Genomic DNA, 11859 nt, shown 5'->3' on the forward strand with positions numbered 1-11859 from the left:
ACGGAAAGGCCCCAGCTGATGCCCGGCTGCTCTCCTGTCCCATTAGGATCGTCCATCGAACGTGGGAGCGCCGTCCTGCGGGCCACCCGCTTACGGCCAAGAAGCGTCATTGCCGTAGGGTTCTCGGGATGGGGAATGGGAGATATTGCGGTGAACGTAGAAAGTTCGGTACGAAGGCGCTGCTGCTTGGGGTAATTGCTCTGGCTATCGGGGTTCCCGCATACTGCGCGCAAGCCTTCTGGATTCAGTGCCCGCCGGAGTATCGTCCATCGAACGTGGGAGCGCCGTCCTGCGGGCCACCCGCTTACGGCCAAGAAGCGTCATTGCCGTAGGGTTCTCGGGATGGGGAATGGGAGATATTGCGGTGAACGTAGAAAGTTCGGTACGAAGGCGCTGCTGCTTGGGGTAATTGCTCTGGCTATCGGGGTTCCCGCATACTGCGCGCAAGCCTTCTGGATTCAGTGCCCGCCGGAGTATGGCTATCCGGCAGGGGTTGCGTCGTGCAGAGAGGTTGAGAATACTTCGCTGATCTTTGGGCTGCTGGTTCTACTTTCGGGAGCGACAGTTTTAGTTGGTGCTGGCTTCGGGCTTGTTGCCCTTTTTCAACGCGAGCGGCCGTTGCGGGCGTTACTTCCGGTCGTTGTTGTCGCTGGATTGTTGGTCAACTGGATTGTCCGGTTGCCACATTAACCACATTGTCGCTTTGGGTAATCAATAGCCGAGCCAACGCCCGACAAGGGTCGGTCTACGGGCATGCAGGTCGTAGCCACACCAATGTCTTCGCTGCGTGTTTTGATGGTGCATGACCACCATCAAAGTAGTGAAGGCCAACGACCTGCCACTCAGCGAAGTCCTTGAGTTGTACCGTGCGGTGGAATGGCTTGCCTACACGAAGGACCCTGACAATCTAGTAAGAGCCCTGGAAGGATCTTCCACCCTCATTGCCGCTCACGATGGCCAGACGCTGGTTGGACTAGCGCGCGTCATTTCCGATGGTGCTTCCATTTGCTACCTCCAGGACATCCTCGTTCGACCGTCCCATCACAGACGAGGTATAGGACGAGCCCTCGCTGAACGAGCGCTCGAACAGTACCCGCATGTGCGTCAGAAAGTCCTAATCACCGACGACGAGCCGAAGCAGAAAGCGTTCTATGAAGCGCTCGGCTACACCCAGACCGAGGAGTTTCAAGGAGGATCGGTCAGGGCTTTCATCAGATTCGACTGACTACCTACGTGCGCTAAAGGATCCCGTTGCGGACCTTGATCAGGGGCCGCTGCCTAATCTTGCTACCAGCGGAGATCCTGCTCGCCAAGGGAACAGAAGCGTGGCGACGCCCGGTCCCCTGAGTCAACGAGCTCGCGCATCTGACGAGCGGCCGATCTCGGATCCTTGGACGCGTCAGCCTGACCCATGGCTGTTGCCAGCTTGCCGGGGTGAACTGCCCAGCAGCGGATACGGCCATGAAGGTCCTGGGCTAGGGAGACGGTCAGCATGTTCTGAGCGGCTTTCGAAATTTTATAGGCGTAACTCGTCGACAGACCGGAGAAGTCACGGTTTGCCTGGGCCGCAAGTGACCCTAGTCGCGACGACACGTTGACGATGATCGGATCAGGGGCCTCAAGCAGGTTCGGCAACAGGAACTGCACCAGGCGCAGCGGACCAGCGACGTTCACATCGACGGCGTTGAGGACCCCGTCAGCCCGGATAGTTCCCAGCTCCGCATGAGGCGCTCCCTGTGCGGCGTTATTAGTGAGCAAGTCCACTGGGCGACCGTTCAGAGCTTCAGCTAGCTCAGGGCCGGCCTCGAACCGCACATCCTGCTGGACCGTTACGACGTCCGTAGATCCGGCTCCGGCTTCCAGGACCTCGGGTGAGCGCGTGATGGCGATGACGTTCCAACCGGACTCCGAGAACTCTTGCACCAAGGAACGCCCAAGTCCTCGATTGGCACCCGTGATGACAGCCAGCTTCTTCATCCCTTCAGGCTAGTCGTCACACGAGTACCGGCGCTGCGCTTGCGAGTGTCCCGCAGATCGTTCCTAAACCGGAACGCTCAATTGCCTTCGGACTGCCTTACTCGCGCCCCGACTCGACAGGAGTGGAACGGGCCCTATCGCTCAACCTACGTTCGCTTCTGCGAGACGATACGGCCACTGCCGTCACCAAGACGACGACACAGGCGGCCGGGACAGCCAAGGCATCTGGAGCTATCGGGCTGAAGTTTCTAACTATCCAGGTGACGCCCAAACCGAGTGAGATGGCTGCAGCAGCCACCCACAGCCAAAACGTCCAGTTTGGCATCGCCCGATCGCTATTGTGTCCCTTGGCCGAAGCATAATCCCGCAGCAATGGAATGCACTAGATTCAGGAAAGCCGACCGCCCGAATGCGTTGAAATGACCGGTCAGGGTTCGTTTTCAGGGCAACCCTCCTTCATTTCGAGACTTAGGATCGGGTCATGATGGTGTCTAAAACTGGAGTTGTATACGCCGCAGAAGGTTCGGTGGTTCTTGATGTTGTTCCGCCGCCCAGAACGCTGGCCGAGGCCATGGCAGCCCGTGGCCACGATGAGGCACGGGAATTTGACGACATTCTCTTTGAAACCGGCATCAACAGGGGGCCCGTCGAAGTACAGATTGAGGTCTTGCCGGCTGAGCCTGCAGAGGACACGACGGATAATTGGGAAGATGCCTGGGAAGACTTCGACTTTGAGTTACCCCCGGGCACGGTGAATCTTTATGGTCCGACGATGGGTGATGTGCTCAACATTGGCACCATCGAGGAACCGTCGGTCTACAGGTTTCGGATCCAGGCGAATGGTCGGAGCCGCATGAGGGATCTGGTGGCCACGGAAGTTGTCGAGAGCTATTTGGTCCAAACATGGAGAGTCGAGCAGCAAACTAGGAAGATCGTGCCGTAGAAGGTTCGTGTTATAGGACAGTCTTTCCTGCAGCCCTGAGTCGTTTTCCCTTCCGCGTACTATTGCCTCAACACTGGCCATTGGGGGCATATGGAGATCCGGATTTTCACAGCTGCCGCGTTTGCGGTGGCCAGCCTAGGTATTGCGTTGTCCTCCTGCGCAGTCCAATCCGTTCCAGAAGGCACGACGATGCCATGAGACAAGAGCCTCCAGCGGCAAAGCGGGGAAGCTGGCCCGGATTGATTCTTTGGGCGGCCCTCATTGTCGCCTCCATCGTTCTCATGAGCATAGGGCTCTGGCGTGCCATGTTCTTCGGCTTCATGCCAGATCCTGCACTTGTTGAGGATCTGAGGGTTGGTGGACTCTACATCTTCGCCGGAGCGCTGGCATCCCTGGCGGCCGTTGCATGGTCCGTTACTATGAGGCATCCTCGCTGGGTTATTGCCTTCGTGGCGGCGCCCGCTGTCCTGGTAGGCGGGGCCGCCCTGATCGAGCCCACCAGCCTCATCCGGCACGTGGTCGCTGTTGTCGCCTTTCCCCTGGCTGTGGCGGGCCTCTACTGGGGATTGCGGCTCCGGGTCTACCGGCGGTCAGGGTAGGAAGGCCGACGTGGGGGTGACGTAGACGGACTCCAAGGTGCCGGGCGGTGTCCGTTCAAGGTTCCTTGGGTTCTTGCGGTGATTGCAACACTTAGCGGATGGGTGTTGTCGTGGCGAGGTATTCGATTTACGTAAGGCCGGATCTTTTGCAGCTGTTTTGGGCCGGGATGCAGGCCGGTGATTTCATCACTGACGCGGTTGTGCCGATCAATACGAGCCGGCGGACCGGGCGCCGGGTCCTGGCCGAGGCCGGGGGTGTCAGGCCACGCCGGGGCCGGGATCTGAAGGGCAGGTGCCTGACCTTCGCCCAGCGTGAGGAGATCGCGGTGCTGCGCGCCCAGGGACAGTCGCTGCGCCGGATCGGGGCCGTGATCGGCAGGTCGGCCTCGACGGTGTCCAGGGAGCTGCGGCGCAATTCGGTGGCGGGGTTGCCTTACCGGGCGACGTCGGCTCATGCTCTGGCGTATGAGCGGGCTTCGCGGCCGAAACCGGCGAAACTGCACACGAACGCGGTGTTGCGTGCGAAGGTGGAAGAGGACCTGAAAAAGAAGTACTCGCCGGAGCAGATCGCAGGACGCCTGCGGGTTGAGTTTCCCGATGAGCCGGAGATGCGGGTGTCACCTGAGACCATTTACCAGTCCCTCTACGTTCAGTCCCGCGGAGCGCTGAACCGTGATCTGGCCGCGTGTTTACGCACCGGACGTGCGCTCAGGCAGCCCTGCAGGAAGGCCGGCCAGCGGAAGAACCGGATCCCGGGGATGATCAATATCTCCGAACGCCCGCCCGAGGTTAAGGACCGTGCGGTGCCGGGGCATTGGGAGGGCGACCTCATCATCGGCAAAGGCAACCAGTCCGCGATCGGGACCCTCGTGGAGAGAACCACCAACTACACGATGCTCGTTCATCTGCCGGACGGGTACAAAGCTGAACAAATGCGTGACGCCCTGGCTGCCAAGATCAAGACGCTCCCCGAGGCGCTGAGGCATTCCCTTACCTGGGACCAGGGCATCGAAATGCAGGACTGGAAAACCGTGAAAATGGACGCCGGCATCGACATCTACTTCTGCGACCCGCACTCACCGTGGCAGCGCGGCATCAACGAAAACACGAATGGCCTGCTGCGCCAGTACTTCCCGAAAGGCACGGACCTGAGCATCCACAGCGCCGAAGACCTCGACTGGGTCGCACAGGAGCTCAACGACCGGCCACGGAAAAGACTAGAGTTCAGAAAACCGATCGAATTGATCGAAGGACTCCTGTTGCAATGACCGCCTGAATCCGCCGTTCCCCATACGAACCGGCTTACGTTCCTGGGCGCTCTAAAGCGGCGCAAACCGCTGGCGCACATGAACCAAGTCTTGAGGCAATACTCATCAAGCCCTTGCCCCGGCAGGGCTAGATTGCTAGCATCCTAGCTATGGCCGATAAAACGCAGTTCAATGTCTACCTGCCGCCACAGCTGGTCAAACAGGTGAAGCACGCCGCTATCGAGCGTGGATTGTCACTGTCATCGTTTGTAGAAGAGGCACTAACTCAGGCTCTAAACAAGGAAGGTTCGAGCAAATGAAAGTCACACCAATTCGTTTCGTGCGGAACATCGAGCTCGCAAATCGGTTCTATTCCACACTGGGCCTGTTCGAAAATGCTGCAGCAACAAGTGGAACCTGGGCGGACATGCGCGGCGACGGCGGTCAGCTAGGGCTCCACATCGCTGAAACGGCAACCACCCAGGCAGAGGCCGGAGCCGTGGCACTGCAATTCACAACTGAGGAAAAGCTGGAATTCACCGCCAAGCGGCTCAAAGACGCTGGTTACAAGCCATCCGACATCATGGACGAAACCTTCGGCCGCTACCTCACAGTCCAGGACCCCGACGGATACCTCATCCAGGTGAACGAGGTAGACGAGGAATTCAGCAACCTCAGCTACGAGATTCGGGAATCTGCGGCCCTGAAGTAGCTCGCGCCACACAAAGTGGTAGACCCGCCTCATGCTCGAGGGCCTTCCGGGGACGGCGCTGCTGGGCCGTCCCCGGGGTGAAGGCAACTCAATCGCCATGACGCCGATAAGCACAGATGGCACGACGCTGATGGAACGCCAGAGCAGAGTTAACGGCAGGAAACCGGCCGTGAAGACGGTTACATTGCGGAGCACTCTGGTCTAGCTGGACTTCCCCGCAGTACTCCTACTCATCGCCAGGAAAGTCGTCACACCGAGAACCAGCGAAATGGCAATGGCGCCGTTGACGGGTATGTTCCCGTTCACCCAGAGGGCAGAAAACAGCGTGAACGCCGCCACGGACAGCCCCGCAAGAATGGCAAATGTCCTGGTCCTGCTCTTGGTCCCCATGCGGCGAGCCTACCCACTGGGGCAGGGAAAGCAAGGTCACCGCTGAGGCTCCCCGCCAGAGGACAGGCTCGATCTGATTTCTTCCGCGTGAGCAGCAATAAGCCGTCGCCGTTCGCGAGTGAACCCTTTGACTTGCATGTCCAGGACTACCCGGGAGCACATTTCGTCCAGCTCCAGTAGTTCCATCAGACGACGGATTGCTTCGCCTTGGTCCTCTGAATCCTCCACCACGGCGAAGACTTCCTCCCGTCGATCCGTCGCCTTCACGATGGCGTCCACGACTCTCAGGGTGTCCTCAGCCCGCCTCCGCTGCTCCGCATTCATGTTGCGATTCTTCCATGCACGACGTACGCGTCTGGATGAGGAACGCGCTGCGGGACGCGGTCTGGAAAATTCTTGGAGCCGTGCGCCCGATGGTCAGGCGCCTAACGGGCGTCCTGCTCGGCTTCTCTCCTTTCGCCACGTCTTGCGCCGGAACGGGGCCTGCGGGTCGGGCCGGCGAAGCTGCACAGCCCCCCAGGCAAGAGCCAACGCCAATCCAACCGCCTACTGGCTCACTGGTCAGTCCTGAAGCTGCGCCTGCGGGCGGAACGATCTCTCATGCGGCCAGCACGCTGAGTGGGGAGCTGGCCGGGGATACTCAGCTCGCCTCAGTCGAAGTGACCGAGGGAAACCGGAGTATCGTTCATTGGCACGGCCCGGCGGGCGCGAGGGTAAAGGTTCCGCTTCCTGACGTTGTGGTGTGCCCATTAGCTCCGGGTCGTGAACTGGACCTGGATTCGTTTGAGCTCTGCGCGTGGAAGCACTGCGGTCACGACGCCGCCGCCTGCCAGTTGGGCTCCGATACCGTACACGAACGGGTCCGTATCGATCTCTGCACCGGGCACGTCGACTCCGTTGATGACGGTCCTGGCCTGGCCGTTGACCATCCGGCCGGTAACTGCGGGTGCGTGCTGGCCCCACGGGTTGCTGCCGGGCCAGAGCTCCTGCCGGTACTGGTTCATGAGGATGTGGTTGACATGGTCAACCAACAGGCTTCGAACCGAAGACCGCTCGGACGGCTCGCGGTGCCAGGTGGTTCGCACGGCCTCCCACAGCTGCGGATAACGCAGTCGCTCCACATACTCGAGCAGCCAAGGGGGCCGCGGCCAGGGAGGAACTTCCTCAATCGATCTGCGTGTCGCCTCGTTGAGGTCCGCGAGGTTTACCGGGTCCGAGCGATCATCCGGGTTACGCCAGAGCGTATAGGTGATGCTCGCCGTCATTTCGCTGTACCCACGATCATCTTGGCCATAGGTCACACCAACGCTGTCGGTGTCCTCCAACGATGGTTGAGGCGCGAGGCCCATCACCGGAATGGGCATCAGTTTCAGCCGCTCGGCCCATTCGGCACTGGGGTCGGGGGCGTCTTCGGGGAGGATGCCAGCTAGTCTCATGCCTCGAATATGAATCAAACGAGGGTGCCTGTAAATGGGATTGAGTTTCAGGCCCCAAAAGTTTCGGTCAGGGTTCGCCATACAACGCCGTGCAGACGACTCCGAAACATGACAGCTGGCGGCCCGGCAGTTGCCCCTGCCGCCGCGGTGCCGCGCCGCATAGCGGCAGCGGTCGGGCGTTGGGACGACGAGCCGCTAGACTGGAAGGGTAGTAATGGATGCCCGGTCGTTGATTTCCATGTTTTTCGAAATTCAACAAGCCCGCCCCTACGCGATCTTGAGATACACCCGCTGGTCCCAGTGCCAGCATTCAGATAGCCCGCGATCGGCTTCCACTGGACCTGCTCGCGCGCCTGGGCGTGCTCCGGAACGGCCCCCGCGCCGGCCCCGTTGAGCAAGCAGCGCAGCCCAAAATGAATAAGGAAACTCCCCCGTGAGTGAATTGCACACGCACCAGCTTCTGACCGACGAATCCGGCCTGGAATCGATCGACCCGGAAGAGACCATCATTTCGACCGAGACCCCGCACGCCATTGCGGAGAAGTCGTTCGCCGACTACAACGTCCGCGCCGACATTGTGGAATCCCTCGCCGACGCCGGCATCACCCACCCGTTCCCGATCCAGGCCATGACGCTGCCGGTCGCCCTTAGCGGCCACGACATCATCGGCCAGGCCAAAACGGGCACCGGCAAGACCCTCGGCTTCGGCATCCCGGCCCTGCAACGGGTCGTCGGACGCGAAGACGCCGGCTTTGCCGCGCTGCCCGCCCCCGGCGCGCCGCAGGCCCTCGTGATCGTGCCGACCCGTGAACTCGCGGTGCAGGTCGCCAGCGACCTGCAGAACGCTGCCCGCAAGCGCAACGCCCGCATCAGTACGATCTACGGCGGCCGCGCCTACGAGCCCCAGATTGAATCACTGCAGCAGGGCGTCGAGATCGTCGTCGGCACCCCCGGGCGCCTGATCGACCTGTACAAGCAGAAGCACCTGGTCCTCAAGAACGTGAAGATGGTCATCCTCGACGAGGCTGACGAGATGCTGGACCTCGGCTTCCTACCGGACGTCGAGACCCTGATCGCCGGTACCCCCGCCGTCCGCCAGACCATGCTGTTCTCGGCCACGATGCCCGGTCCGGTGGTCGCGATGGCGCGCCGCTACATGACCAAGCCAACCCACATCCGTGCGGCCGATCCGGAGGACGAGGGCCTGACCAAGCGCGACATCCGCCAGCTCATCTACCGCGCCCACAGCATGGACAAGGTCGAGGTGGTGGCCCGCATCCTGCAGGCCCGCGGACGCGGCCGGACCATCATCTTTACCAAGACCAAGCGCACCGCCGCGAAGGTTGCCGAGGAACTCGTTGACCGCGGTTTCGCCGCCGCCGCCATCCACGGCGACCTCGGCCAGGGCGCCCGCGAGCAGGCCCTGCGCGCCTTCCGCAACAACAAGGTTGACGTCCTCGTCGCCACCGACGTCGCGGCCCGCGGCATCGACGTCGACGACGTCACGCACGTCATCAACTACCAGTGCGTCGAAGACGAGAAAATCTACCTGCACCGGGTTGGCCGCACCGGCCGGGCCGGCAACAAAGGCACCGCCGTGACCTTCGTCGACTGGGACGACATGCCCCGCTGGGGCCTGATTAACAAGGCCCTCGGCCTGAACTACCCCGAGCCGGTTGAGACCTACTCCTCCTCCCCGCACCTGTTTGAGGAACTCGACATCCCGGCGGGAACCAAGGGCCGACTGCCCCGCGACAAGCGGGTGCTCGCCGGCGTCGACGCCGAAGTCCTCGAGGACCTCGGCGAGACCGGCAAGAAGCACCCCCGCTCCGGCGGGCAAAGCAGCGGCCACAGCAGCGGACGGGAGGCGGCCAAGACCAGCGGACGGGACGCCGGCCGTGGCTCCCGCGAAGCCGGCCGGGACGGCGGACGCTCCGGCTCGCGCGACAGCGGACGCTCCGGTGAGCGGCGTCGTCGTACCCCGGAGAAGGAAACCGCCGCGGGCCCCGCTGAGGCAACCGCCCCGGCGGCAAGGACCAGTGCCCCGACCGAGGTCGACCGGGCAACCCGGGCCCGCCGCCGCACCCGCACGCGCCGCCACAACGGCGAAGTGGTAACCGGCGACAACCAGGCCGGCACACCGGCACGCAGCGCCGAGGCCTAACCCGTTAATGACTGAGTCCGTCTGGGCGCCGGACGGCAGCAACCTGGTGGTGCATGCGGACAACGCTGACTACCTCCCGTCGCTGCCGGACGGCGCCTTCACCCTGATTTACGTGGACCCGCCCTTCAACACCGGGCGGGTGCAGAAGCGCCAGGAAACCAAGATGGTGTTCAACACCGGGGGCGCGGGCGACCGGGTCGGCTTCAAGGGCCGCTCCTACGACACCATCAAGGGCGCGCTGCACAGCTACGACGACGCGTTCAGCGACTACTGGTCCTTTTTGGAGCCGCGGCTGGTCGAAGCCTGGCGGCTGCTGGCCGACGACGGCACCCTGTACCTGCACCTTGACTACCGCGAGGTGCACTACGCCAAGGTCATGCTGGATGCGATCTTCGGCCGGGAGTGCTTCCTCAACGAGATCATCTGGGCCTACGACTACGGCGCCCGCGCCAAGTTCCGCTGGCCCACCAAGCACGACAACATCCTCGTGTACGTGAAGAACCCGGCGAAGTACCACTTCGACAGCGCCGAGGTGGACCGCGAACCGTACATGGCGCCGGGGCTCGTCACGCCGGCGAAGCGCGAACTGGGCAAACTGCCCACGGACGTCTGGTGGCACACCATCGTCTCGCCTACCGGCAAGGAGAAGACCGGCTACCCGACGCAGAAGCCCGAAGGCCTGATCCGGCGGGTCGTGGCTGCCTCCAGCCGCCCCGGCGACTGGTGCCTGGACTTCTTCGCCGGCTCCGGCACGCTCGGCGCCGTCGCGGCGAAGCTGGGCCGGAAGTTCGTCTGCGTGGACCAGAACCAGGCCGCCATCGACGTCATGGCCAAACGGCTCGGCCCGCACGCGGACTTCACGGCCCTGCCGGACAGCTAGCCCGAGCCCTCCGCGCTCAGCGCGGCGTCAGGTCCAGCTCTTGACGAATGAATGCACGGCGTCGGCGATCATCTGCACCGCGATCGCGGAGAGCAGCAGCCCGGCGATCCGGGTGACCAGCTCGACGCCGTTCTCCCCCAGCACGCGCTGCACCAGGCCGGCAAAGCGCATCGCCAGGTAGAGGGACGCGAGCGTGACCGCGATCCCGAGGCCGACGGCGAGGTACTGCGCCATGGTGCTCGAGCGCTGCACAAACACCATCACCGCCACGATCGCGCCCGGACCGGCCATCAGCGGCGTCCCCAGCGGCACAAACGCGACATTTTTGTACTTCGCGGCGTTTTCTTCGCCGCTGGTCGAACCGGTCAGCAGCTGCAGCGCGATCAGCACCAGGAGCAGCCCGCCCGCTCCCTGCAGGGCGGCCAGCGAGATATGCATGTAGTTCAGGATGGACTGCCCGAAAATCGCGAACGCCACGATCACGCCGGTCGCCACCAGGAGCGCCTGCAGCGCCGAGCTGTTGCGGTCCCTGGTGTTCATCTGCGCCGTCAGCGACATGAAGATCGGCACCGTGCCGGGCGGGTCCATGATGACGAACAGCGTGACGATCACAGAGGCCAGGAACTGAAGGTCAATCCACTCCATCAGCGCACCACCGGGGACCCGGTGCCCAGTTCCTCAATCCGGGCGAACACCTCCGGAGCGGTGAGGTTCTCCCCCAGCAGGTTCGGTTTCCCGGCGCCGTGGTAGTCGGAGGACCCGGTCACCAGCAGGCCGTGCCGTCCGGCGAGGCGGCGGAGGAAGGCACGGCCCTCCTCCGGGTTGTCCCGGTGGTCGATCTCCAGCCCGGCCAGCCCGGCGTCGATCATTTCGCGATAGGTGTCCTCCCCCACGATCCGTCCCCGGGAGGAGGCCACCGGGTGCGCGAACACGGGCACCCCGCCCGCGTCACGGACCAGTTCGACGGCGTACGCGGGGTCCGGCGCATAATGCTGCACCCAGTAGCGGGACCGTGAGGTCAGGATCGTTTCGAAAGCCTCGCTGCGGTCCGCGACGACGCCGGCCGCGACGAGGGCATCGGCGATGTGCGGGCGGCCCAGCGTCGCGCCCGGTGCCACGTGGTGGATCACGTCGTCCCAGCTCAGCGGGTAGTCCTCGGCGAGCAGGCTGACCATGCGCTCGGCGCGGGTGAAACGGGCGTCCTTGGACTTGGTGATCTCCGCCAGCAGTCCGGGGTGGTCCGGGTCGTGCAGGTAGCTGAGCAGGTGCACCGTGATGCCTTCGCTGGTCCGGCAGGAGATCTCCATGCCCGGGACCAGCGCGACCCCGAGTTCGCGGGCGGCGGCGGAAGCCTCCGGCCAGCCGTCAGTGGAGTCGTGGTCGGTCAGGGCAACGACGTCCAGCCCCGCGGCCGCGGCCGACGCGAGCACGTCCGCGGGCGTCTGGGTGCCGTCCGAGACGTTCGAATGGGCGTGCAGGTCAATTCTCACCTGTCCAGCCTAGTAGATCGG

14 protein-coding genes are annotated in these 11859 nt (G+C 63.1%); 8 read left to right on the plus strand and 6 right to left on the minus strand.

Annotated features, from left to right (window positions below; all coding sequences use genetic code 11):
- The first annotated feature begins 802 nt into the window (after positions 1–802).
- Positions 803–1225: a GNAT family N-acetyltransferase gene (locus AC3ANP_RS00365; protein WP_488331417.1), complete on the plus strand. Its 423-nt coding sequence runs from the start codon at positions 803–805 to the stop codon at positions 1223–1225.
- A 62-nt stretch (positions 1226–1287) separates the two neighbouring features.
- On the opposite strand, the gene AC3ANP_RS00370 is transcribed toward AC3ANP_RS00365, so the two are convergent.
- A complete protein-coding gene (locus AC3ANP_RS00370) occupies positions 1288–1977 on the minus strand; it encodes an SDR family NAD(P)-dependent oxidoreductase (protein ID WP_488331418.1) in 690 nt (229 codons plus the stop codon).
- 481 nt (positions 1978–2458) lie between these two features.
- Between AC3ANP_RS00370 and AC3ANP_RS00375 the strand changes: the two genes are divergently transcribed.
- The 5 genes from AC3ANP_RS00375 (at position 2459) to AC3ANP_RS00395 (ending at position 5478) form a co-directional block, all read left to right on the plus strand.
- Positions 2459–2920 (plus strand): hypothetical protein, encoded by a 462-nt coding sequence (locus AC3ANP_RS00375; RefSeq protein WP_488331419.1) that lies wholly within the window; start codon positions 2459–2461, stop codon positions 2918–2920.
- 281 nt (positions 2921–3201) lie between these two features.
- A complete protein-coding gene (locus AC3ANP_RS00380) occupies positions 3202–3519 on the plus strand; it encodes a hypothetical protein (RefSeq protein ID WP_488331420.1) in 318 nt (105 codons plus the stop codon).
- Between the two features lie 98 nt (positions 3520–3617).
- Positions 3618–4787 carry an IS30 family transposase gene (locus AC3ANP_RS00385; protein WP_488331421.1) on the plus strand — a complete coding sequence of 390 codons (1170 nt, stop codon included), beginning with the start codon at positions 3618–3620 and terminating at the stop codon, positions 4785–4787.
- A gap of 149 nt (positions 4788–4936) precedes the next feature.
- Positions 4937–5086, plus strand: a complete 150-nt coding sequence (locus AC3ANP_RS00390) for a ribbon-helix-helix protein, CopG family (RefSeq protein ID WP_488331422.1) — start codon at positions 4937–4939, stop codon at positions 5084–5086.
- A complete protein-coding gene (locus AC3ANP_RS00395) occupies positions 5083–5478 on the plus strand; it encodes a VOC family protein (protein WP_488331423.1) in 396 nt (131 codons plus the stop codon). The genes AC3ANP_RS00390 and AC3ANP_RS00395 overlap by 4 nt, the downstream gene beginning before the upstream one ends.
- Positions 5479–5679: 201 nt before the next feature.
- Here the strand turns inward: AC3ANP_RS00395 and AC3ANP_RS00400 are convergent, their stop codons facing one another.
- The 3 genes from AC3ANP_RS00400 to AC3ANP_RS00410 all read right to left on the minus strand — a co-directional run bounded on the left by AC3ANP_RS00400 (position 5680) and on the right by AC3ANP_RS00410 (position 7304).
- Positions 5680–5868: a hypothetical protein gene (locus AC3ANP_RS00400; RefSeq protein ID WP_488331424.1), complete on the minus strand. Its 189-nt coding sequence runs from the start codon at positions 5866–5868 to the stop codon at positions 5680–5682.
- A 36-nt stretch (positions 5869–5904) separates the two neighbouring features.
- Positions 5905–6192 carry a DNA gyrase subunit A gene (locus AC3ANP_RS00405; protein WP_488331425.1) on the minus strand — a complete coding sequence of 96 codons (288 nt, stop codon included), beginning with the start codon at positions 6190–6192 and terminating at the stop codon, positions 5905–5907.
- A 425-nt stretch (positions 6193–6617) separates the two neighbouring features.
- Positions 6618–7304: a hypothetical protein gene (locus AC3ANP_RS00410; RefSeq protein WP_488331426.1), complete on the minus strand. Its 687-nt coding sequence runs from the start codon at positions 7302–7304 to the stop codon at positions 6618–6620.
- Positions 7305–7737: 433 nt separating this feature from the next.
- Between AC3ANP_RS00410 and AC3ANP_RS00415 the strand changes: the two genes are divergently transcribed.
- Both AC3ANP_RS00415 and AC3ANP_RS00420 read left to right on the plus strand, forming a co-directional pair.
- Positions 7738–9468 (plus strand): DEAD/DEAH box helicase, encoded by a 1731-nt coding sequence (locus tag AC3ANP_RS00415; protein WP_488331427.1) that lies wholly within the window; start codon positions 7738–7740, stop codon positions 9466–9468.
- A gap of 7 nt (positions 9469–9475) precedes the next feature.
- Positions 9476–10348, plus strand: a complete 873-nt coding sequence (locus AC3ANP_RS00420; RefSeq protein WP_488331428.1) for a DNA-methyltransferase — start codon at positions 9476–9478, stop codon at positions 10346–10348.
- 27 nt (positions 10349–10375) lie between these two features.
- Here the strand turns inward: AC3ANP_RS00420 and AC3ANP_RS00425 are convergent, their stop codons facing one another.
- Both AC3ANP_RS00425 and AC3ANP_RS00430 read right to left on the minus strand, forming a co-directional pair.
- A complete protein-coding gene (locus tag AC3ANP_RS00425; RefSeq protein WP_488333109.1) occupies positions 10376–10984 on the minus strand; it encodes a MarC family protein in 609 nt (202 codons plus the stop codon).
- Positions 10985–10992: 8 nt separating this feature from the next.
- Positions 10993–11838 (minus strand): PHP domain-containing protein, encoded by an 846-nt coding sequence (locus tag AC3ANP_RS00430; protein ID WP_488331429.1) that lies wholly within the window; start codon positions 11836–11838, stop codon positions 10993–10995.
- Between the last annotated feature and the right edge of the window lie 21 nt (positions 11839–11859).

The organism is Arthrobacter sp. JB02-1C (assembly GCF_057748045.1).